The sequence below is a fragment of the Devosia sp. genome (genome assembly GCF_028290435.1).
In the GTDB taxonomy this organism is placed as follows: Bacteria; Pseudomonadota; Alphaproteobacteria; order Rhizobiales; family Devosiaceae; genus Devosia.
On record NZ_JAQGJV010000074.1, the window covers coordinates 33,895 to 55,126 of the forward strand.

The 21,232-nt window shown below is 62.7% G+C and carries 21 protein-coding genes; 9 read left to right on the plus strand and 12 right to left on the minus strand.

Translation table 11 applies throughout. The annotated features are described in order from the left end of the window. Positions 1–88 precede the first annotated feature (88 nt). A complete protein-coding gene (locus JWP26_RS15470; protein WP_367184161.1) occupies positions 89–1,120 on the plus strand; it encodes an A/G-specific adenine glycosylase in 1,032 nt (343 codons plus the stop codon). Here the strand turns inward: JWP26_RS15470 and JWP26_RS15475 are convergent. The 4 genes from JWP26_RS15475 to JWP26_RS15490 all read right to left on the minus strand — a co-directional run bounded on the left by JWP26_RS15475 (position 1,117) and on the right by JWP26_RS15490 (position 4,259). After that, a complete protein-coding gene (locus JWP26_RS15475) occupies positions 1,117–1,311 on the minus strand; it encodes a hypothetical protein (protein ID WP_299729537.1) in 195 nt (64 codons plus the stop codon). The genes JWP26_RS15470 and JWP26_RS15475 overlap by 4 nt on opposite strands. Positions 1,312–2,009: 698 nt before the next feature. Continuing rightward, positions 2,010–3,143, minus strand: coding sequence for a site-specific DNA-methyltransferase (locus JWP26_RS15480; protein WP_299729540.1), 1,134 nt, complete (start codon positions 3,141–3,143; stop codon positions 2,010–2,012). Positions 3,144–3,227: 84 nt separating this feature from the next. Beyond that, the gene (locus JWP26_RS15485) at positions 3,228–3,902 is read right to left on the minus strand and encodes a ribonuclease HII (RefSeq protein ID WP_299729542.1); all 675 of its coding nucleotides are present in this window, start codon (positions 3,900–3,902) and stop codon (positions 3,228–3,230) included. 30 nt (positions 3,903–3,932) lie between these two features. Then, entirely contained in the window at positions 3,933–4,259 is a 327-nt protein-coding gene (locus JWP26_RS15490) for a DUF4180 domain-containing protein (protein ID WP_299730329.1), read from the minus strand. A 126-nt stretch (positions 4,260–4,385) separates the two neighbouring features. Between JWP26_RS15490 and JWP26_RS15495 the strand changes: the two genes are divergently transcribed. Continuing rightward, positions 4,386–4,976 carry a hypothetical protein gene (locus tag JWP26_RS15495; RefSeq protein ID WP_299729545.1) on the plus strand — a complete coding sequence of 197 codons (591 nt, stop codon included), beginning with the start codon at positions 4,386–4,388 and terminating at the stop codon, positions 4,974–4,976. A 1-nt stretch (position 4,977) separates the two neighbouring features. On the opposite strand, the gene JWP26_RS15500 is transcribed toward JWP26_RS15495, so the two are convergent. Continuing rightward, positions 4,978–5,862, minus strand: coding sequence for an aminoglycoside phosphotransferase family protein (locus JWP26_RS15500; protein WP_299729548.1), 885 nt, complete (start codon positions 5,860–5,862; stop codon positions 4,978–4,980). Positions 5,863–5,942: 80 nt separating this feature from the next. On the opposite strand from JWP26_RS15500, the gene JWP26_RS15505 reads away from it, so the two are divergent. Then, a complete protein-coding gene (locus tag JWP26_RS15505; protein WP_299729551.1) occupies positions 5,943–6,614 on the plus strand; it encodes an HAD-IA family hydrolase in 672 nt (223 codons plus the stop codon). Positions 6,615–6,621: 7 nt separating this feature from the next. On the opposite strand, the gene JWP26_RS15510 is transcribed toward JWP26_RS15505, so the two are convergent. Then, positions 6,622–7,770: a PA0069 family radical SAM protein gene (locus JWP26_RS15510; protein WP_299729554.1), complete on the minus strand. Its 1,149-nt coding sequence runs from the start codon at positions 7,768–7,770 to the stop codon at positions 6,622–6,624. A gap of 440 nt (positions 7,771–8,210) precedes the next feature. On the opposite strand from JWP26_RS15510, the gene JWP26_RS15515 reads away from it, so the two are divergent. Continuing rightward, complete coding sequence (locus JWP26_RS15515; RefSeq protein ID WP_299729557.1) at positions 8,211–9,689, plus strand: DHA2 family efflux MFS transporter permease subunit; 1,479 nt, start codon at positions 8,211–8,213, stop codon at positions 9,687–9,689. On the opposite strand, the gene JWP26_RS15520 is transcribed toward JWP26_RS15515, so the two are convergent. After that, a complete protein-coding gene (locus tag JWP26_RS15520; RefSeq protein ID WP_299729560.1) occupies positions 9,690–10,238 on the minus strand; it encodes a TetR/AcrR family transcriptional regulator in 549 nt (182 codons plus the stop codon). Between the two features lie 87 nt (positions 10,239–10,325). Between JWP26_RS15520 and JWP26_RS15525 the strand changes: the two genes are divergently transcribed. Continuing rightward, complete coding sequence (locus JWP26_RS15525; RefSeq protein ID WP_299729563.1) at positions 10,326–10,748, plus strand: hypothetical protein; 423 nt, start codon at positions 10,326–10,328, stop codon at positions 10,746–10,748. Positions 10,749–10,798: 50 nt separating this feature from the next. Here JWP26_RS15525 and infA read toward each other — a convergent pair whose 3' ends face one another. Both infA and JWP26_RS15535 read right to left on the minus strand, forming a co-directional pair. Further along, positions 10,799–11,017, minus strand: coding sequence for a translation initiation factor IF-1 (gene infA / locus JWP26_RS15530; protein WP_299729566.1), 219 nt, complete (start codon positions 11,015–11,017; stop codon positions 10,799–10,801). A 192-nt stretch (positions 11,018–11,209) separates the two neighbouring features. Then, on the minus strand, positions 11,210–12,862 hold the full coding sequence (locus tag JWP26_RS15535; protein WP_299729569.1) for a sodium:proton antiporter: 1,653 nt from the start codon (positions 12,860–12,862) through the stop codon (positions 11,210–11,212). A 351-nt stretch (positions 12,863–13,213) separates the two neighbouring features. Between JWP26_RS15535 and JWP26_RS15540 the strand changes: the two genes are divergently transcribed. The 3 genes from JWP26_RS15540 (at position 13,214) to JWP26_RS15550 (ending at position 16,561) form a co-directional block, all read left to right on the plus strand. Then, complete coding sequence (locus JWP26_RS15540; RefSeq protein ID WP_299729572.1) at positions 13,214–13,612, plus strand: MarR family winged helix-turn-helix transcriptional regulator; 399 nt, start codon at positions 13,214–13,216, stop codon at positions 13,610–13,612. 70 nt (positions 13,613–13,682) lie between these two features. Then, positions 13,683–14,975 carry an MFS transporter gene (locus tag JWP26_RS15545; protein ID WP_299729575.1) on the plus strand — a complete coding sequence of 431 codons (1,293 nt, stop codon included), beginning with the start codon at positions 13,683–13,685 and terminating at the stop codon, positions 14,973–14,975. A 92-nt stretch (positions 14,976–15,067) separates the two neighbouring features. Next, the gene (locus JWP26_RS15550; RefSeq protein WP_299729578.1) at positions 15,068–16,561 is read left to right on the plus strand and encodes a diguanylate cyclase; all 1,494 of its coding nucleotides are present in this window, start codon (positions 15,068–15,070) and stop codon (positions 16,559–16,561) included. On the opposite strand, the gene moaB is transcribed toward JWP26_RS15550, so the two are convergent. From moaB to JWP26_RS15565, 3 genes are all read right to left on the minus strand, one after another. Continuing rightward, positions 16,558–17,094 (minus strand): molybdenum cofactor biosynthesis protein B, encoded by a 537-nt coding sequence (gene moaB, locus JWP26_RS15555; RefSeq protein WP_299729581.1) that lies wholly within the window; start codon positions 17,092–17,094, stop codon positions 16,558–16,560. The genes JWP26_RS15550 and moaB overlap by 4 nt on opposite strands. Next, positions 17,072–18,373, minus strand: a complete 1,302-nt coding sequence (locus tag JWP26_RS15560) for an MFS transporter (RefSeq protein ID WP_299729584.1) — start codon at positions 18,371–18,373, stop codon at positions 17,072–17,074. Before JWP26_RS15560 ends, moaB begins: the two co-directional genes overlap by 23 nt. A 138-nt stretch (positions 18,374–18,511) precedes the next feature. After that, on the minus strand, positions 18,512–19,339 hold the full coding sequence (locus tag JWP26_RS15565) for a uracil-DNA glycosylase (protein WP_299729587.1): 828 nt from the start codon (positions 19,337–19,339) through the stop codon (positions 18,512–18,514). Positions 19,340–19,504: 165 nt separating this feature from the next. Here JWP26_RS15565 and JWP26_RS15570 point away from each other — a divergent pair, with 165 nt between their 5' ends. Continuing rightward, a complete protein-coding gene (locus JWP26_RS15570) occupies positions 19,505–21,226 on the plus strand; it encodes a tetratricopeptide repeat protein (protein WP_299729590.1) in 1,722 nt (573 codons plus the stop codon). Positions 21,227–21,232: the final 6 nt, after the last annotated feature.

The following is a 21,232-nucleotide window of genomic DNA, read 5'->3' on the forward strand; positions in this document are numbered from 1 at the left end:
CGATCCTGTTGATGTGACCCCAACTCCGCTTGCGCCAATCCCCGCCTTCCCCCAATTCTCCCCCATGCACCTGCCGTCCCCCGCTCCCATCGACGCCATATCCGTCCTCGCCTGGTATGATCGCCACGCCCGCGATCTTCCCTGGCGCATCCCTCCCGCCGACCGCGCCCACGGCATCGCGCCCGATCCTTACCGCGTCTGGCTCTCTGAGGTGATGCTGCAGCAAACCACTGTCGCGGCCGTACGCAAGTTCTACCAGCGCTTCACCTTCCTTTGGCCCACCGTGCAAGACCTCGCCGATTCGCCCATCGAGGCCGTGCTCGTCGAATGGGCCGGCCTCGGCTACTACGCCCGCGCCCGCAATCTGCATGCCTGCGCCATCGCCGTCGTCCGCGACCACGGCGGCGTTTTCCCGAACACCTCCGCCGGCCTGCAAACTCTCCCGGGCGTCGGCGCCTACACCTCCGCCGCCATCGCCGCGATCTGTTTCGACGAACCCATCGCCGTCCTCGACGGCAATCTCGACCGCGTGCTCGCTCGCTATTACGCGCTCGATGTCCCCGTCCGCGACGCCAAGGATGAACTGCGCGCGGCTCTCCAAGGCTCGGTCCCGACGCGCGCGGGCGATTTCGCCCAGGCCATGATGGACCTCGGCGCCACCATCTGCGCCCCGCGCAAGGCCCTCTGCATGCTCTGCCCCATCCAGCCCGGCTGCATCGCCACCCGCACCGCGGACCCCACGCTTTACCCTATCAAGCCCCAAAAAGCCGACCGCCCCACCCGCAAGGGCCATGCCTACGTGATGACCGACGCCGATGGCGACGTGTACCTGCAAACCCGCCCTGGCAAGGGCCTCCTCGCCCAAATGACCGAAGTCCCCGGCTCCGACTGGGCTGGGGAACTCCCGCCTCCCACCTATCCAGCTACCGCCGACTGGCGCCATCGCGGTCAGATCAGCCACGTCTTCACCCATTTCCGGCTGGAGCTGGAAGTCTGGTCGGCCATGGTTGATCCGAAGGGCATGGACAAGGGCTGGTGGTCCGACCCCAAGACCCTCAAAGCCGAGGCACTGCCAACGCTATTCCGCAAAGTCTTGGCGACGGCGGGGATGGCAAGTTAGGGAGCGTCGTCTATCGCGTCGTTGCCAACTAGCAGATCGCGCATGATTGGCGGCACTGGGAATCCATAGCCGCTGCCCGGACGATCGAGCATGAGGTTGCCTGCCCGGTGATAGCTGCTCGAATATAGCTCGATGCCGATCTTCTGCATTGCGATGAGTAGCGCTTGAACGCCGTCCTGACCATGTGCCATTGCGACTCTTGGCGCCCCGGGCCAGTCTATCTTGTAAGTGCAACTCCAAGACCGATCATTTTGTTCGGGAGGATATATCTCAATCACGACGGGCCGTTTTAGATCACCTGTATGAATGTAGATAGTTCGAGTTGCGAAGATCATGGGACCTCAGAAATTTAGTGGGACAATTTTCTTGCCGGCTAAGCAAGCTCCATATCGTTCAGCTGCTCTTGCGTGACACGACCTTGAGCCAGTAGCCACACATATGAAGGTATCGTAGTCGTATTGGGCATCGCATTCCGCCTCAGTAAGACCAACGACAAAGACGGCGTTGGAGTTGGCCGCTCCATCTGTCCACTGCCCTCCCTCCGAGCTACCAGCAGGCACTCGAGGTTGGGTGGATCGGTACTTTCGTAGCAACATCTCGCCGCGCAGAGCAGCTAGTGCTGCCTGAAATTCCACGATTGTTCTCCTCACCGTCTTTAGATCAGCGGGGTTCCTCATCTCAATCTCCTGTCAAGATGATGGGATAGTAACAATGGCTTCGCGTGTAGGGATAAGCGGCATTGGTTTTGGCGGGGGTGTCGCCGACAACTGTCCCAGTGCCCAGGGGATAACCCAAGCCTGGTTCGGATCTATGGTCCGCAAAAAAAACAAAAAGGCCGCCGGGGCAAACCGGCGGCCGAAGTAAGAGCCTGATTGATTGGAGGTCAGGATCAGGCAGAAAGCAAATCAAGTTTCGCGCGGATATCCGTACGAAGATCGTCTATCGGGGCGACGCCCCGGGCAGTGTCGTGATGCCAGAATGTCCACCCGTTGCATGCCTCGGAACCTTGGACCAACGCCCCAACCTTGTGGATGGAGCCCTGATGCGAACCCGAGACGAGTGAGCCGTCGGCACGAACCATGGCGGAGTAACGTTTTGTTAAGTCAAACAGTTGCGCCCCCGGCTCGATTAATCCCTGCTCGATCAGCGAACCGAACGGAATGCGGGTTTCCTTGCGCTTTGGCGTCACGGATTGCAGCGCCTCGAACACACCCGGCCGGATCGCCGCGATCCGCTTGAGCGCCGCCGCGATGTAAGTGTCCTCGCGTTCGATGCCAATAAAGTGACGGCCCAGCTTGCGCGCTACCGCGCCGGTGGTGCCGGTACCGAAAAAGGGATCGAGCACGATATCGCCCGGCTTGGTGGTGGCGTTCAAGATCCGGAACAGCAGCGCTTCGGGCTTCTGCGTCGGATGCACCTTGTCGTCGGCATCGTCCTTGAGCCGCTCGGCCCCGGTGCAGATCGGGAACAGCCAGTCGCTGCGCATCTGCGTGTCGTCATTGGCCAGCTTCATGGCTTCATAATTGAAGGTGACGCGGCTTTTCTGGCTCTTGGCCGCCCAGATCAGCGTTTCATGCGCATTGGTAAAGCGCGTGCCGCGGAAATTCGGCATCGGATTGGCCTTGCGCCAGATGACGTCGTTGAGCATCCAGAAATCGAGATCCTGCAACGCCGTGCCGACGCGGAAGATATTGTGATAGCTGCCAATCACCCACAGCGCCCCATCGGGCCTGAGCAGGCGGCGCGCCGCCGCAAGCCACGCCCGGGTGAACTTGTCATAATGGGCAAAGCTGTCGAACTTGTCCCAATCGTCATCCACCGCATCGACCTTGGATTGGTCGGGACGGGTCAGGCCCTGCTCGAGCTGCAGGTTATAGGGCGGGTCGGCGAAAATCAGGTCGACCGACCCGGCCGGCAGCGCATTCATGTGGTCGATGCAATCGCCCACCAGAATAGTATCGATCGGGAGCCGCGTGGGCTCCTCCGCAGCGGCCGAAAAGGCCGTACGCGCGGTACGCAACATACACTTAACCCTAACAAAGGACTAACTATCCTGTTGTAACGCGGTAGGGTTAAAGTGGAATGAATAGAATGGGTTAGCGAGAGGTTAAGAGGCTAGGTCGATGATCGTCGCGCTCACCGTCAGGCGCAGTCGGGCCTCGACGACCGGGGCAAAATCCGCCCTATGATGCCGGCACGGACCATGATCGGTCAGCGCCCGCAAATGCTGGGGCGTGCCATAGCCCTTATGCGCCGAAAAGCCGAAATGGGGCGCGTCGCAATCCATGATGCGGCACATCCGGTCGCGTGTCACCTTGGCGACGATCGAGGCCGCTGCGATCGACACGCTGCGCCCGTCGCCGCCGATCAGCGCAATACCTTCGCAGGGCAGGCCGGGCGGAATATCGCGCCCATCGATCAGCGCCCGGTCGGCCGCGACCGATAGCCCGCGCACCGCCTGGCTCATCGCCCACAGCGTGGCGCCCCGAATATTGCGGCTGGCGATGATCGTGGGCGGCGCCACCACGACCGAGACGATCGCGCCGCTGACCACGATCAGTTCGAACAGCGCCTCGCGCTGCTCCTCGGTCAGTTTTTTGGAATCGTTGAGCCCCGCCGGAATATTGTTCGGGTCGAGCACCACTGCCGACACCACCACCGGCCCGGCCAGCGGCCCGCGTCCGGCCTCATCGACGCCGGCGACGATCCGGGCTCCGCGCGCCTGGGCCGCGAGCTCGTGCGTATAGTCGGGTTCGGTCTGCTCAATTGATTCGAATAACATGTCCGCAGCATCCGCGCCCGCGCCGCGAAGTCAACTCAAAGCCGCGAGCATGGCCTCGCGGTCGGCAGCGAACAGGTGATGACCGGCGTTGTTGGTCTCATAGACGAAGTCCCGTAGCGCCGTGCTGGCCGCAACCGCAGCGCTGACATCGCCCAGGATCACCAAGCGGCAATGATAGTTCTGCAATTTCTGGATAAACGGGCCGGCCAACCCGCTACGCAGCCGCAGGAAGTCCGGATCGAGCCGCTCGACGGGCAGCACAATCACTGTCGCGTCGGTGGAAAACGCTTCGCTCAGAATATCGGTGGCGTCACGCCCGCTTCCCAGCAGGGGCCCCGTTGGCTCCAGCTCCAGCACGCTCAAACCGTTGATCTACGTCACCTCCACCATAATCTCCCCAAAACTCGCGACTGCCGGCCTGTATTCTTCGCCCCCGCTGCTGTAAACAGAACTGCGCCGGGGGGCGGCACATAGAGTTTATCGATGATCGCGAAAATCAGCCTCGCCATCTTTCTGGTTGCCCTTTCGGGCCTGCCGATTGCAGCCGCACCGTTCCATCATCCTTATGGCGAATGGCGCGAGTACAATCAGGATTGGCTGGCGGCCTGTCCCGATATCATTAATGAGGACGCCACCGATTATTACGGCAACTCCTGTTTCGCCAGCACCGGCAGCGAAGAGCTCAACAGCACCAGCCTGCCGGCCTGGAAGCTGACGCTGATCCTGAATCGACTGACCGGGGTGATCGATATCGCCTTCACCGGCGCAGCCGACGCCGTCGAAATCGATACCACGCGGCCGCTGCGGATCGCCTTTGGGGGCGATGCCCCGCTGCTGTTCGATTTCACTGCCGATCTGCAAACCCGCTACAACACCACCAATCAGTGGTTCGTTGCGGACCCGGCCCGCCGCGACAGCCTGATCGCCACCATGAAGACCCGCAATGCGGCGACGCTGACCGTGCCCCTGACCGAACTCGACGAGCAGACCCGCAGCGTCTGGCTGTCCCTGCGCGGCGTGACCGCGTCGCTCGATTTCATGGCCAGCTATGCCCGCAAGGTCGCCCAATACTGAGCTATTGCCGGCCCGCCCAATTGGCGTAGAAGCCCAGCAATGTCGGCAGCATCTGCTCCGTGCCGTCTGCCTCCCAGGCGATCTCGACCAGATGCAGGATGCCCGTCAGCAGATTGATCCGCTCCCTGTCGAGCACGCGGCCGGTGATCGCCTCATAATCCGTCATGATCCTAGCCGTGAGGTCCGCCGAAACCAGGCTGGGATAGACAAACTCCTGATGCAGCGGGCCGAAGCCGGAATCGGCGAAATCATAGATACCGTTGAGCCGCCGGCGCTGATGATCGAACGCCATGTTCCAGCCATGGCCATCGAAAAAACCATAGATGGTCCCATGAGGATCGGGCGGCAGCGCCTGCCAAGCCGCGATAGTGCGTTCCGCCCGCGCCTGCCGCTCGGCCGGCAAGAGCGGCACGGCGCGCTCCAGAATATAGTCCGGTGCCGGCCAGCTATCGAGCAATGTAGCGCCGGCCGCCGCCATCGCTTCGCGGTCAAGCGCATGCAATTGCGCAAAGAAAGCGGCCATTTCCTCCGCTAGGCGTTGCCGTTCCTTGTCCGCCAAGTGCTCATAGTCCGCCGTCAACAGATGTTCGCCCTTGAGCTTGCGGTGGCGCGAAAACAGCCTTGGATTCTGGAGCAGTTGGAGCTCCGGCACCGGCATGGTGATGGCGGGACCAATAGCGGCCAATAGCCCTGCCTCTCGGGCGAGCGCTACTTCGGCATCCGGCTCGCGCGGGAACTTGAAGATCAGCGCGTCGTCGACATCCACAGCCACGCTGTCCCAGCCCTCTGTCAAGAGGCTGAACTGCGCACCCTCCAGTTCGGGGAATGCCGCCACGATGATCGAGCGGAACTGATCGAGCGATAATGTCGGGGCAATTATCGGCACGGACTAAACTCCCCGAAGCGATTGACTTTTAGGCCTGGCGAGGCTCAATCCGCCGACCATTTCCTCAAGGCGGCACAATAATGCATCCACGGTCCGGCGCAGCATTGCTTTTCGACATTGATGGCACGCTGGCCGATACCGATCCGCTGCATCTCGAGGCGTTCAATCGCACGTTCGAGCCCTATGGCCATCACTTCGACAAGGCCCAGTTCGCGCTGGAACTTCAAGGCAAGGCCAACGAAGCCATCGCCAAGCGCTTCGTGCCGGATTTGCCTCCAGAGGAGCAAATGGCGGTCATGGCCGGTAAGGAGCAACTGTTCCGCGACCTTGCGCGAACGCAAATCCATGCAGTTCCGGGCTTGTTCGAACTGCTCGACCTCGCCGATGCCAGCGGCCTGCCCATGGCCGCCGTCACCAATGCGCCGCGCGCCAATGCGGACCTGATCCTTAATGGGCTTGGCATCCGCCGCCGGTTCCGCGCTCTGGTGATTGGCGAAGAACTCGCCCACGGCAAGCCGCACCCGCTGCCCTATCTGGAGGGCCTGCGGCAGTTGGGTGCTTCGGCTGAAGCGTCCGTCGCCTTCGAGGACTCCCGTACCGGCATTGCGTCGGCAACGGCGGCGGGCCTCAAGACCATCGGCATGCGGACCAGCCTAGTACATCTCGATATGATCGCCGCCGGCGCCTCGATGTCAGCCGATCGCTACGACGATCCCGCCCTGCTGGACTTCATCACCGCGACGATCAGCTAATCTACTCCTAGAACAAGCTCATCTGCTTGTCCTCGGGCCGGGGCGGCTCGAACAGGTCGGTGCGGATGGCTGGCAGTTTCTCGTCCAGCCCATAGCGCTCGCGCGCCTTTTCGAAGCGCTGCTGCAACAGCGTCGCATAGGGCCCTTCGCCGGTCATGCGGGTGCCAAAGCGCGGATCGTTGTCGTGGCCGCCGCGCGTGTCGCGCACCAGCGACAGCACATGGCGCACCCGGTCGGGGAAATGGCGCAACAGCCATTCGCGGAAAATGTCGCGCACTTCGCCGGGCAGGCGCAGCAACACCATGCCTGCGCCCTTGGCACCCTGCGCTGCTGCCGCGTCGAGAATGCGCTCTAGCTCCATATCGTTGATCGCTGGGATCATCGGGGCCGCCAGCACCGAAACCGGCACGCCCGCTTCGCTGAGCAGCCGGATCGCTTCCAGCCGCCGGGCGGGAGAGGACGCCCTCGGTTCCATCTTGCGGCTGAGCTTGTGATCCATCGAGGTCATCGAAATGCCCACCTTGACTAGCCGCAACTTGGCCAGTTCGGTCAAGAGGTCGAGATCGCGCACGATCAGTGCCGATTTGGTGACGATGCTCACCGGATGCTTGGTTTCCAGCATCACTTCCAGAATGCCGCGCGTCAGCTTGTGCTTGCGTTCGGCCGGCTGGTACGGGTCGGTATTGGTGCCCATGGCGATGCGCTTGACCTTGTAGGACTTGGCCCCGAGCTCCGCCCGCAGCGCTTCCACCGCATTGGTCTTCACATAGATATCGCGCTCGAATTCGATCCCCGCGGAATGGCCAAGATAGGCATGCGTCGGCCGTGCAAAGCAGTATGAACAGCCATGCTCGCAGCCGCGATAGGCATTGATCGAGCGATCGAAGCCGAGATCGGGGCTATCATTGGACGTGATAATGGTCTTGGCGCGCTCCATATGTTCGATAGTCTCGAAAATGGGCAGCGGCTCGACGCTGTTCCAGCCGTCATCGAACCCCTCGCGGCTTTGCTTCTCGAAACGGCCGCTGCGATTGGACTGGGCGCCCCGGCCGCGATTGCGGCTCGGATCCACCAGTTCGCGCCGCGCCAGATCGGCGTCGCGGCTGCGGCTGAGCTTTTCCAATGCTTCGAAAGACGGGGCCTGATAAAGGGCCATGCTGTTCTCCTGCCGGGCAAACCACAGTCGAATCGTGAATTCAACGTCCCCCGAACATAGGGGTTGCATAAGAACATAACAAGAACAGATTTTACGGGACATACTCCCGTTGCCCATGAGGTGGTGATCGCGGCGCCGCCCTTCAATGCCGTTTTCAGTTCCACCATCGCAAGGCAGGACTGCGCTGCCGTGGGTGGACAGGATGAGGCCATCGGCCTAAACCAGCCGACCCTTCCGAACCCTGCTGCCGGAAGGCATCTATTCTTAAGCAGTCGATTTAGTATTGACCCTCGGGGGAGGGCGGTTTACTAAACAATACGCTTAACTATTAAACTCGGCCTGCTGACACACGCTGTCGTGGATTAGTTGCACCACCGTGTCGAAGTGAACCGAAGTCATTCGTCTTTATGGCGATACCGATCGTATGAAGGGAAAGCCCCATGACCACCGATGCTCCAACCTTGGCCGATTTCGAGGCTACTTCCCCAGCCGAGGACCATAGCGCCCGCAACAAGCTGGTGATCGGCCTGCTGCTGGTGTCGGCCTTCGTCGTCATCCTCAACGAGACCATCATGGGCGTGGCACTGCCGCACCTGATGGCCGATCTCGATATCACCGCCAGCGCCGCGCAGTGGCTGACCACCGCATTCATGCTGACCATGGCCGTGGTCATTCCGATCACCGGCTTTCTGCTGCAGCGCCTTAATACGCGGCCGGTCTTCATCCTCGCCATGTCGCTGTTTTCCGTCGGCACGCTGATTTCGGCGCTGGCGCCCGGCTTTGGCGTGCTGGTCATCGGCCGCATCGTGCAGGCTTCCGGCACCGCCATCATGATGCCGCTGCTGATGACCACCGTCATGAACCTCGTGCCGCCCGAATCGCGCGGCAAGACCATGGGCAATATCTCCATCGTCATCTCGGTCGCCCCCGCTATCGGGCCGACCATTTCCGGGCTGATCCTGTCGGTGCTCGAATGGCGCTGGATGTTCATCCTGGTGCTGCCGATCGCTCTTGGCGCCCTGGCGCTGGGTGCCTCGCGCATCAAGAACGTCACCACGCCCACCAATGCGCCGATCGATATCGTGTCGGTCATCCTGTCCGCCATCGGCTTCGGCGGCCTGGTCTATGGCCTCAGCGGTCTGGGTGAAGCGGCGATCCATGCGCCGCTCGTGTCGCCCTACATTCCGCTCGTCGTGGGCGTCGTGGCCATCGTCATCTTCGTGCTGCGCCAGTTGCAGTTGCAGAAAGTGGATCGCGCACTGCTCGATCTGCGCACGCTGGCCATCCCGGCCTTCACCATCTCGGCGGCCATGATGTCCATCCTGATGATGGCGATGTTCGGCGCCTTCATCCTGCTGCCGATCTATCTGCAGAACGTACTTGGCTTGACCACGCTCCAGACGGGTTTGCTGCTGCTGCCCGGCGGGCTGATCATGGGCCTCTGCGCGCCGACGGTGGGCAGTCTGTTCGACAAGTATGGCCCGGCGCCGCTGGTTATTCCCGGCGCCATCCTCACCAGCGCCGCCTTGTGGAGCCTGACCTTCATCCAGGTCGACACCCCGTTCTGGGCGCTGCTGATCGCTCACCTGGGGCTCAGTGTCGGGCTTGCTCTGATGTTCACGCCACTCTTCACCGTCAGCCTCGGCTCGCTGCCGCCGAACCTTTATTCGCATGGCAGCGCTGTGATCGGCACCAGCCAGCAGGTAGCTGGCGCGGCTGGCACGGCTTTGTTCGTCGCCATCCTGACGTTGCAGTCGGCGGGTCTGGCTGCCGGCGGAGCCGATGTGCTGACCGCCACGACCGGCGGCATCAAGGCGGCGTTCCTCTGCGGCGCCATCATCTCGCTCCTCGCAGTGATTGCGGCCTTCTTCATCCGCAAGCCCGCCGGCAGCGCGCCCGGAATGGCCCACGGCCACTAACTACAGCAGCCGCAACAGTTCGGCGGCAACACCATCGAGGGGGGCAACGCTCCCCTCGGCACGGCAGAGGATCAGGGCGCCTTCCATGCCGGCAACCGTCGTCAGCGCAATCGCGGCGGCGCGGGCAGGGGGGAGCCCCGCGGTTTCAAGTTGCTCGCTTAGCAGCGCCACCCAGGCCCTGAACGTCTCCCGCACCACGCCGATCAATTGATCCCCCGGCATCGTATCGATCGCCGTGCCCGCAACCGCGCAGCCGGATGCCCCGTTCGACGCGATCACCACGCGCCGCCACAGTTCCACGAACCCGTTGATCACCTCGACCGCGCTCGCCCCATCCAGCGCCCGCTGTCGCGCCAGCACGAATGCGCCCGTCGCCTGCACGGCGGCCTCGGCCAACTGCGCCTTGCCCTCGGGAAAATGGTGATAGATCGAGCCACGCGGCGCGCCGCTATCGGCCAGCACGTCCGAAAACGACGTCGCATTCACCCCGCGCGCCGCGATCAGCGCCACGGCACTGCGCACCATCTTGGTCCGGCTATCGTTCTCCATCACGCAAATCCTTGACTATGACGATCGTCATATGGCAACTCTTGTCTATTGACTATGATGGTCATCATAATTCCTGGAGAAGCTCTCATGCCCATGATCGATGTCTACGCTGCCAAAGGAACGTTCGGCAATAAACCCGCGCTCACCAAGGCGCTCAATGCCTGCCTGATGGCTTGGGAAAAGGTGCCGCCGATTTCATGGTTTACCGACAATACCGCCGCCTTCATCCACGAAATGGACGCGGATTCGCTGGCCAACGCCAATGGCGACAGCACTTATGTGCGCATCCAGGTCCTGACCCCGGTGGGCATTCTGGATCGCGATAAAAAGCTGGGTGTCACCCGCGAGATGACCGACATCATCGTCGCCGCATCGGGCAATGCCACGCCCAAGGACCAGGTCTGGGTGCAGATCGTAGAGGCCCCCGATGGCGGCTGGGGCATTGGCGGCGACGCCTATCTCAATGACGAAATCGCCACCGAAGCGCGCCGCCGTCTTGGCATCGCATAGGCCGCAATCGGCCCAGCGCCGGTCGAACAGACCGGCGCGACTGCCTGATTCTAGCGGAAGCGGTAGGTCAAACGACCCTTGGTCAGGTCGTATGGCGTCATTTCACACAACACCTTGTCGCCGGCCAGCACGCGGATGCGGTTCTTGCGCAGCTTGCCGGCGGTGTGGGCGATAATCACGTGGTCATTTTCCAATTTGACCCGGAAGGTCGCATTGGGCAGCAATTCGGTAACAACGCCCGGAAATTCGAGCACGTCTTCTTTGGCCATGTAGGCTCCTGAGTAGCCCCGAAGCAGGGCCTCGGCAGACGCCGGGCGGGTTCGGGTATGTTGGGATCATCACGTCTGGCAACCGGGTTTCCCCAGAGGCGTCGACAGGCAGAATGGTCTGATGGACGTTATATAGTGTAGTTCGCCTGCTTTGTGAACCACTTGCCGGTTTTCAGATCGCAATACAGCCATCTATTCGCTGCGCCGCGCGATGACTGCTTGTTCCAGGTCAATGTTCTCCAGCATTTCACGCACGATTTCATCGTCCAGCCGCTCGGCGTCGCGCTCGGCGAGCAAGGAGCCACGGCGCGCCGCCTGCATTTCGCCGACAATGACCATCATTTTCTCGCGGCCAACGCTGTCGTCAGCGCCCCGGCCCGCCGGATTGATCGAAAAGTCGCGCTTCACGTTGGCCAGCATGCGCTCGCTGAAGGCTTTTCCCGCCTCGTCGTCCTGGGCGTCTCGGATTTCCTCGAGCTTTTCGACCGAAGCCTTTTGCGTCGCCACCCGCGCCAGCGCTACCTGCTCCTGCCGAAAAGCCAGGTCGCCATCGTTGGTCACTCCCAGCCACTTGATCAGCCAGGGCAGGCTCAGCCCCTGCAGGATCAACGTTCCCAGCGCCACCGCAAAGGCGATGGTGACGATCAGGTCGCGCTCCGGCAGGATGAGCGGCGTACCGGCGGCGGCCGCCAGCGTCACCACGCCCCGCATGCCCGACCACGATAATATGAGGTTCTCGCGCCAGCCCAGCGGCTCGGCCAACTTGGCATCCGGACTGCGGCCACGCCGGCCGCGCTTGGTGGGCCGCGCATTGATGCTGGCCAGACGCCGCTCAAACCCCTCCTTGCGGCGCGGATGGCTCCATTTTGATAGCACGGCGCTGAACATCACCCAGACCACGCGGACCAGAATCACCGCCGCCAGCGTCAACGCGGACAAGCCCGCCAGCGTGCCCAGGCTATATCCATGCTCGATCGCGTCCTCGACCACGAAGCGGAACTGCAGGCCCATATAGGCGAAAACGAAAGCCTCGAGCAACGCATCCACGACGCTGAGGAACTCGCGCTGCTGGATGCGGCCATCGAATTTCAGGTCCGACGAATTGTGCCCCAGCGACAGGCCGGCAAACACCACCGCCATGACGCCCGATGCCGTCAATTCCTCCGCCAGCATATAGGCCGCGAACGGCACGATGATGGTCAGCGCCGTGACCATGGTTGGATTATGCAGGCGGCGACGCACCTCGTGCACTAACCCACCCATAATGACGCCCAAAATGGCGCCCACGCCCGCCGCGAACAGGAAATACAATGCCGGATTGTCGATCGGCATTTTGGCGCCGGTCGCCCCGGCCACGGCCGCGCTAAACAGCGCCAGCGCCGCCGCGTCGTTGATCAGGCTTTCGCCCTTGAGCACCGTCATCAGCCGGTTGGGCAGCTTGAGCTTTGCCCCTATCGCGACCGCACTGACCGCATCGATCGGCGCGATCACCGCGCCCAGGATCAGTGCCGCCGGCAGTGACATCACCGGATAAAGCCATCCCAGCAGCGCCCCCACCGCCACTGTGCTGACAAGGATCAGCGCCACGCCCATGTTGAGGATCGAGCCAATCCGCTTCATGAAGCTGAAAAACGAGAAATTCACCGCCGCCGAAAACAGCAATGGTGGCAGCACCAATCCGAGAATGATTTCCGGCTCTAGCTCGGTGCGCGGCAATCCCGGCACGAAGGATACCGCAATGCCCACAATCGCGAGGAACAGCGCGGCCTGATATCCTTTGCGCTCGGCAAAGATCGTCAATGCGATGGCCGCCATCATCACGATCAGGATTTGGGATGCGCCCATGTGCCGTTTCCACCGCTGAATGTGTCATCCACCGGCTAACCCAGAACGCGCCCCATACAAAGGGATTTTCCTTCCTCCTCCCGTTTGTGGCAATCCTGTCTTGCTTGAACATTGTGCCACGCCCTCATGGTTCGAGGCTCGCAAAGGGCTCGCACCTCACCATGAGGGCCGCTGTTGATTTCGCGATGTTCCAACAGCCCTGATCATTTCAGTAGGCCTCATGGTGAGGCGGGAGGCGCAGCGGACCCTCGAACCACGAGGACGTGGCGCTGTGGGCGGTCTCCGCTTGCTTGAACAGTTCCAAGAGCACCTCCCTTGCCAAACCTCACACGCGGGCATATACCCGTATCTATGGATCAAACCTGCCTCTGCATCGCCGTCCGCAAAGCCTCGCGCCGCATGACCACGGTCTACGACGATGCATTGGCGCCTGTCGGCATCAATCTGGCGCAATACAGTCTGCTCAAAAAAATCCGCCGTATGGCGCCGGTTTCCCTGACGGATCTTGGCGCCGCCATGGACCTCGACCGCTCCACCATCGGCCGCAACGTCAAGGTGCTGGACCGAATGGGCCTGACCCAGGCCATCACCGGCAAGGACCATCGCGAAGCCACGGTCGAGCTCAGCGAAACGGGGCAGGGTGTCCTGACCACCGCCATCCCGCTGTGGGAGCGGGCGCAAGAGCAGATCAATACCAGGCTCGGTGCCGATAAGGTTGCCCAGCTCGAACAACTGCTCGCCGAACTTTGATTTTTTCACGCACAAGCGGGTATATACCCGAAAATGGACGCCAAATGACCTCATGTCCAGGATGCCAGCCATGATTTCCAATCGTCTCGCCAGTTTCCTCGCGGCGCGGGGCATCCACTACGGTTGGGTTGCCGCGGGCACCACCTTCCTCGTCATGCTCGCTACCGCTGCAGCCATGGGCTCGGCCGGCGTGCTCATCGAGCCGCTGCAAAAGGAGTTCGGGTGGAGCACCACCGAAATCTCCACCGCCTTCGCCATTCGCCTAGTGCTGTTCGGACTGCTCGGGCCTTTCGCCGCCGCCTTCATGAACCGCTTCGGCATTCGCGCCGTGGTCACCACCGCGCTGCTGTTCATCTCTGGCGGCATTCTGGCCTCCTTCGTCATGACCCAGGTCTGGCAGCTCGTCCTGCTCTGGGGCGTGGTCGTCGGTGTCGGCACCGGCATGACCGCGCTGGTGCTGGGCGCCACCGTCGCCACCCGCTGGTTCGACAAGCGCCGCGGCCTCGTCGTCGGCATGATGACTGCCAGCAATGCCACCGGCCAACTGGTGTTCCTACCTTTGATCGCTGCCCTCACCGAACAGATCGGCTGGCGAACCGCGCTGACGCTCGTGGTCGGCATCCTGCTGGTGGCCATGCTCGCCGTCCTCGTTCTGATGCGGGACCGTCCCGCCGATCTGGGTCTTGCCCCCTATGGTGGCGCCGCCATCGTCCCGGCCCCGCCGCGTGGCAGCATGCTGTCATTGCTCACCTCGCCCATCGCCGCCTTGCGTGACGCCGCCAAGACCTCGGTGTTCTGGGTGTTGTTCCTTACCTTCTTCGTCTGCGGCTTTTCCACCAATGGCCTGATCCAGACCCACTGGATTTCCATCTGCGGCGATTTCGGCATTGCCGCCGTTGGCGCCGCCGGCATCCTCGCCGTTATCGGCATCTTCGATTTCGCCGGTACCATCAGCGCCGGCTGGCTCTCCGACCGCTTCGACAATCGCTGGCTGCTGTTCTGGTTCTACTTCCTGCGCGGCCTGTCGCTGCTTTACCTGCCGTTCAGCGGCTTCTCGCTCGAAGCCCTGGCGTTGTTCGGCGTGTTCTACGGTCTCGATTGGGTCGCCACCGTCCCACCGACGGTCAAGCTTGCCGCCGAGCGCTTCGGTCCCGAAAAGGCCGGCCTGGTGTTTGGCTGGGTCTTTGCCGGCCACCAGCTCGGCGCCGCCAGCTCCGCCTTTTTCGCCGGCGCCTCGCGCACCCAGTTCGATAGCTACATGCCCGCCGTCTTCATTGCCGGGGCTCTCTGCGTCCTCGCGGCTTTGCTCATTTTGACCGTGGAGCGCCCGGCATCCTTCAAGGCTCGGCTTCAGGCCGCTTAGCACTCGTTAACCCCTGTGGCAGCTTGGCGGGAGGAGTTCACCTTCCGCTAAGCTCCGTAAGGGAAATTGCCTCCCACAGGCGGGGGCATGGCATGAGCACGACTAAAGCGTCGAAATGGCAGTTTTCTCACAAGGTCATGCTGCCGGTTGTGCTGGCCATCACCATCACCGTGGTGGCGGTCGGCGGTTTCGTGGTCTGGTCCACGGCTCGCACCGACGATCATGCCTTGGCGCGCGAAACGGCGCTGGTTGCCAACGCCTTGAACGATCAGTTGAAGGCCATGCCGCCCATTCAGGTGGGCTACGCGGTATGGGACGAAGCGCTCACCGCCGTGGCCGAGGGCGATACAGATTGGCTGGATGAAAATATTGGCGCCGCCGCCTATACGGCCTATGGCCAGCAGCGCAGCTACGTCCTCAATTCCAAATTACGCCCGGTCTATGCCATGCGCGACGGCGGCAAGGTGCCCGCTAAGGCCTTCGAGTCGGTGCGCGCCGTCATCGTGCCGCTGATTGACAAGCTGCGTTCACTCGATGGCATCGCCGCGACCTCCGCCTACAATAACAGCGTCAACGGCACCGCGCCGTCCGCCACGGACGTCGCCCTGCTCGATGGTCATCCGGCCATGATCAGCGTCATGCCCATGCTGTCCTATTCCGGCGACATGACCGAAGACGCCGGCAATGAGCCGATCCTGGTTTCGGGCATGTTGCTGGAAGATGCCTTGGCCACCACGTTGAAGGACCAATACCTCTTCAACGGCGCGCACTTTGCGCTCACCGCCGATGTGCCGGCGGGCGAAGCCGCCTATCCGGTGCGCAACAATGCCGGCGACACCATTGCCTGGTTCAAGTGGCAGCCCGACCGGCCGGGCGCCCGCATCCTGCAGGATACGCTGCCCGCTCTGCTCGGCGCGTTCGTGGTGGCCGGCATCATCATCACACTGCTGCTGCGCAATCTGCAGCGCGCCTCGACCCAGTTGCAAACCGAGCGTGCCGAGGCCCAGCACCGCTCCCTGCATGATCCGCTGACGGGCTTGGGTAATCGCGCCCTGTTCCGCGATCGCCTGCACCAGGCCGTCAGCGCCATGCAGCGCGGCGAACCGCAATTGGCGCTGCTGGCGCTCGATCTCGACCGCTTCAAGCAGGTCAACGATACCCTTGGCCACGAAGCCGGGGATGAATTGCTGCGCCAGGTCGCCGGCCGCATCGCCAGCATGCTGCGTCCCACCGATACGCTGGTGCGCCTCGGCGGCGACGAGTTCGCCATCATCCAGACTGGCATCTCAACCCATGCCGATGCCGCCGACCTGGCCCAGCGCGTTATCGCCGCCCTACAGGCGCCGTTCCATCTCTCCGGCACCAGCGCCCAGATCGGCGTCAGCATCGGCATCGTGACGGCGCCGGATCTGGCCCAGACTGAGGCCGAACTCGCCGCTCGCGCCGACGACGCGCTCTATCGCGCCAAGGCCAATGGACGGAACTGCTTCAGCCTCTATGCCGAACCCGCCAACGAACCGGCGCGACTGCAGCAAGAAATCCAGCATGCTTACAGTATTCGGGTCCGCGCGACCGACGCAGCCTAGCGCTCATCCAGCCGCGGCATCAGCTCGACGAAGTTGCATGGCTTGTGCCGGTAATCGAGCTGGTGGGTCAAAATCCCCTCCCAGGCATCGCGACAGGCGCCGCGCGAGCCGGGCAGGGTGAACACGAACGTCGTGCCGATCAGCCCCGCCGTCGCGCGCGACTGGATCGAGCTGGTACCCACCGTAGTGCCCGAATACTGGTGGAACAGCACCGAAAACCCCTCCATCCGCTTGTCGAACAACGGCTCGATTGCTTCCGGGGTGACGTCGCGGCCGGAAAAGCCAGTACCGCCAGTGGTCAGGATCACATCGACCTTCGGATCGGCGACGAAATTTTGCACCGCCGCGCGGATCAACTGGATATCGTCGCGCACCACGACCCGCTGGGCACACTTGTGTCCGTCGGCCTCGAGCAACGATTTGAGCAGGGCGCCGCCGGTGTCGGTTTCCAGCGTCCGCGTGTCGGAAACAGCGATGACGGCGATCGACAGCGGAACGAAATTGCGGTCTTCAAACCGGGCTGACTTGAACATCGCTTCTCTCCGCTTCTTCGGTTTCCGCATCGTTTGGCGGGATGTCTTCACTATCAGCCCGGGGGTCGAGCGCAACCGATTCCGGGGTCACCTGCTTGTCATTGCCCATCGGCTGGAACGGCGCGCGATTGGCCGCCACCGGCGCGCTACGCACCCGCATGCGCAGGAATGCCGTAACCGCCAAAGCGCCGTGGAAGGCGGCCGTAACGATGAACAGCCCCACCGGCGCAAAAGCGCCCATGATGAACGATGCCACGGCAGGGCCGATCGCCAGCCCCACGCCCAGGATCAGCAGCATCCCGCCGGCGATCTTGGCGAATTCGCCGTCCTTGGCAAAGTCGTTGGCATGGGCAACGGCCACGGCGTAAATCGGATTTGCGCAGAAGCCATAGAGCGCGAACAGCACATACATCATCCAGCCCGCGGAAGGATTGATGATGACGGTCAGCGCGCCAATCAACGCAGCGGCCCCCGAAAGCCCGATCAGAACAATGCGCCGGTCGATCCGGTCGCTCAGCCGCCCGAACGGGATTTGCGCCACGGCGCCCAAAATCGCCGCTAGCGCGAACAGAAAGGCAATGCCGCTGGCATCCAGCCCCTGCTCGTAGCCATAGACCGGCGCCAGCGTGCCGAACGAACCATTGGCCATGCCTACCGAAAATGCCGCGATCGCCGCCACCGGCGAGGTCTTGTACAATAGCCGCACATCCAGCCGGGCCGAGGCCAGCGGACGCGGTTGTGGGCTCGACGTCAGCGCTGTGGGCAGGACCGCGCAGATGAAGCTGATGGCGCCGAGCACGAAGGGGATATAGCCGGCCGTGCCGGTCATCGACATGGCGATCTGGCCCATGGTGGAGGCGGCCATATTGATGGTGACATAGATCGAAAACACCGTGCCGCGGCTCTTGTTGTCGGCAACCTCGTTGAGCCAGCTTTCCACGATCATCGCCGCGCCGGCAAAGCAGAAGCCCGACAGCGCCCGCAGCACGATCCAGCTCCAGTCGTGAATCATCATCAAGTTGAGCAGGATAGTGACCGTGCCGATCGCCGCCATCACCGAAAACGCCCGAATATGGCCGACCTTGCGCACGATCAGCGGCACGCAGATCGAGCCGGCGACGAAGCCCACCGACCAGCCGGTGCCGATCAGGCCCAGCGACAGCAGTGAAAACCCTTCCTCGGCCCCGCGTACCGAGAGCAGCAGTCCCTGCAGCCCACCGCCGAACATCAGCAGGGCCGAGCCCAGGAACAGGGCATAAATCTTGATTACGGAGGACATGGACGCTTCCGGCTGGGGATTTAAAATCATCACGCAATGGTGACCATATCCCGGTGTCATTGTTTCGCACGGCAAAAGTGCGGCGGGATGCGAATTTGTTTTGGCGCTTAGCGCGGAGGACGAAACCCGCCAGCCTGGCTACCCGATCCCCAGCGCATCCAGCTTCATCCGCAAACTCAGCATATCCCGCCACGCCTGCTGCTTCGCCGCCGGATTGCGCAACAAATACGCCGGATGCAGCGTCGGCATGGCCTCCACGCCATGAGCGCCCACCGTCAATTCGCTCCAGCGCCCCCGCATCTTGAGAATGCCGATCGTCGTATTGAACACGGTCTGCATGGCCGGGCCGCCCAGCGTCAGGATCACCTTAGGCGCGACCAATTCCACCTGCCGGTGCAGGAAGGGCAGGCAGGTCGCCAGCTCCTCGGGCGTGGGCGTGCGATTACCCGGCGGCCGCCATGGCACTGTATTGGCGATATAAACCTTGGTGCGATCCAGCCCGATGGCCGCTAGCATCCGGTCCAGCAATTGCCCTGATTTGCCGACGAAGGGTTTGCCCTGGCGGTCCTCTTCGGCGCCCGGCGCTTCGCCGATCAGCATGATTTGCGCTTGTGGATTGCCGTCGGCGAAACACAATTGCGTGGCGCGCAGCTTTAGCCCGCATCCGTCATAGGCGCCCACGATGGCTTCGAGTTCAGCCAGGGTCTGCGCCGTCGCGGCCAGCCCGCGCGCTTCCCCGGGATCGGTGACGAAGGCCGGCTGTGCGGCGGGTGCAGCCTCGGCAAGCCCCTGCACCGGGGCCCGCGATTCGCTCGCTGCCGCAGGCACTTCGGCTGGTCGCACTGGCGGGCGTTGGGCGAACCGGTTGACCGGCTCCTCGCCCACCGCCACGTCCACTCCGGCAGCCCGATACCAGTCGAGCACCGACAGCAATTCGCTGGGATTGAGCGGTCGATCTTGAGCCATGGGCCGACTTATGTCACAGCACTGGACGGCCTGCCAGATGCGGTGGACTGCCACAACAGCACAATGTGACTGCCCGCGTAATGCGCCGAGCTTGCGCGACAGCCGCAAAATCGACACTGTTTGCGCGAAAACCGGCCTGCACCGGCCAAGGGAGAACTGAGCCTCGTGACCAAGCTTTTCAACCGTCTCGCGCGCCCCGCTGTTCTGGCGCTGGCTCTGGGCAGTCTTGCGGCGCCGGTCCTCGCGCAGCAAAGCCCGCTGCCGCAGCAGGCGATGAACATGCTCAACATGCTCAGCCCCAGCGAAACCGGCAGTTATCTGGCGGGTCAGCAGGCGCTCAAGGAATTGCGCACCAAGGAAGCCGCCAGCTATTTGATGGCGGCGGCGCAGGCCGATTGGAACAATCCAATCCTGGTCGAGCGCGCCTTTATCGGCTTTGCCGCCGATGGCCAGATTGGCCAGGCGGCCGCGACCGCCAAGCATCTGCTCGAACTCGATCCCAAAAATGAACTCGCGGAACTGGTCGTCGCCACCGAGGCGCTCAAGGAACGCCGCTATCCGGCCGCCGAATCCGCCCTGTCCGACATCGGGCAGGACAGCTTCACCGCCATTACCGGCGGCATCCTGCGCGCCTGGGCCATGGTGGGCGATAACAAGGCCAAGGAAGCCGAGTCCGAACTCGATAAGCTGGGGCAGGGTGGTCTTGAAGACTTCCTGCTGTTCCACCGTGCGCTGATGGCGGAAGCCGCCGGCGATACCGACAAGGCCATCGATCTGGCGGGGCAGGCCTTCGACGCGGAACCCAATGTCGCGCGCGTCGTCGAAGTTTATGCCCGCATTCTTGCCAATGCCGGCCATTTCGACCAGGCCAAGGAAGCCATCGCCAAGTTCGAGGCCCAGGGCCTCAACCATCCCATCGTCACCATCGTCAAGAATATGATCGATGCCGGCAAGAAGCCGGGCGTCTTCGCGTCCAGCGTGCAGGTCGGCGCCGCCGAAATGTACCACGGCATCGGCGTGGCGCTGTCGCGCGATGGCAGCATGGATCTGTCGATCGTCTTCCTGCGCCTCGCGCTTTATCTCGATCCGCAGGCCGACGTGATTTCGCTGGCGCTCGGGCAACTGCTCGATCAGGCAGGCCAGAACGAAGCCGCCAATGCGATTTATGATGGTGTCCCCGCCACCTCGCCGATGAAGCCGACAGCCGTCGTGCGCATCGCGCAGAATCTCGACACCATGGGCGACCGCCCCGAAGCGCTGCGCCGCCTCAGCAATATCGTGGCCACCCGCCCCAATGACCTCGATGCCGTTTCGGTGATGGGCGATCTGTTGCGCTATGACGAGCAATATCCCGAGGCCGCCGACGCCTATACCAAGGCCCTGGCGATCAGCGGTGGGCAAAGCCCGTCCGATTGGCGCTTCTACTACGTGCGTGGCATTGCCTATGAGCGCGCCGGCGTCTGGCCCAAGGCCGAAGCCGATTTCCTCGAGGCGCTCAAGCTCAATCCCGATCAGCCGCAGGTGCTGAACTATCTCGGCTATAGCTGGATCGACAAGGACATGCATTTCGACCAGGCGCTGGAGATGATCCAGAAGGCCGTCGCCGCTGTGCCGCAGGACGGCTACATCGTCGATTCGCTGGGCTGGGCCTTCTACAAGCTGGGCCGCACCGACGAAGCGGTGACCACGCTCGAACAGGCGGTGCAATTGCTGCCCAACGACCCAGAGATCAATGACCATCTGGGCGACGCCTATTGGAAGGCCGGTCGCGAACTCGAAGCCAAGTTCCAGTGGAAGATTGCGGCCTCGGTCGACACCATCGGCAATGTCAAGAAGCGGACGATTTCCAAGCTGGCCAACGGCCTGACCGCCGACGCTGCGCCGTAACGCAAG

Coding starts and splice junctions, on each gene's coding strand:
- JWP26_RS15475 (WP_299729537.1), bottom strand. CDS start 1,311: ATGGCACATGGTCAGGACGGCGTTCAAGCGCTACTCATCGCAATGCAG.
- JWP26_RS15480 (WP_299729540.1), bottom strand. CDS start 3,143: ATGTTGCGTACCGCGCGTACGGCCTTTTCGGCCGCTGCGGAGGAGCCC.
- JWP26_RS15485 (WP_299729542.1), bottom strand. CDS start 3,902: ATGTTATTCGAATCAATTGAGCAGACCGAACCCGACTATACGCACGAG.
- JWP26_RS15495 (WP_299729545.1), top strand. CDS start 4,386: ATGATCGCGAAAATCAGCCTCGCCATCTTTCTGGTTGCCCTTTCGGGC.
- JWP26_RS15505 (WP_299729551.1), top strand. CDS start 5,943: ATGCATCCACGGTCCGGCGCAGCATTGCTTTTCGACATTGATGGCACG.
- JWP26_RS15510 (WP_299729554.1), bottom strand. CDS start 7,770: ATGGCCCTTTATCAGGCCCCGTCTTTCGAAGCATTGGAAAAGCTCAGC.
- JWP26_RS15515 (WP_299729557.1), top strand. CDS start 8,211: ATGACCACCGATGCTCCAACCTTGGCCGATTTCGAGGCTACTTCCCCA.
- JWP26_RS15520 (WP_299729560.1), bottom strand. CDS start 10,238: ATGGAGAACGATAGCCGGACCAAGATGGTGCGCAGTGCCGTGGCGCTG.
- JWP26_RS15525 (WP_299729563.1), top strand. CDS start 10,326: ATGCCCATGATCGATGTCTACGCTGCCAAAGGAACGTTCGGCAATAAA.
- infA (WP_299729566.1), bottom strand. CDS start 11,017: ATGGCCAAAGAAGACGTGCTCGAATTTCCGGGCGTTGTTACCGAATTG.
- JWP26_RS15535 (WP_299729569.1), bottom strand. CDS start 12,862: ATGGGCGCATCCCAAATCCTGATCGTGATGATGGCGGCCATCGCATTG.
- JWP26_RS15540 (WP_299729572.1), top strand. CDS start 13,214: ATGGATCAAACCTGCCTCTGCATCGCCGTCCGCAAAGCCTCGCGCCGC.
- JWP26_RS15545 (WP_299729575.1), top strand. CDS start 13,683: ATGATTTCCAATCGTCTCGCCAGTTTCCTCGCGGCGCGGGGCATCCAC.
- JWP26_RS15550 (WP_299729578.1), top strand. CDS start 15,068: ATGAGCACGACTAAAGCGTCGAAATGGCAGTTTTCTCACAAGGTCATG.
- moaB (WP_299729581.1), bottom strand. CDS start 17,094: ATGTTCAAGTCAGCCCGGTTTGAAGACCGCAATTTCGTTCCGCTGTCG.
- JWP26_RS15560 (WP_299729584.1), bottom strand. CDS start 18,373: ATGTCCTCCGTAATCAAGATTTATGCCCTGTTCCTGGGCTCGGCCCTG.
- JWP26_RS15565 (WP_299729587.1), bottom strand. CDS start 19,339: ATGGCTCAAGATCGACCGCTCAATCCCAGCGAATTGCTGTCGGTGCTC.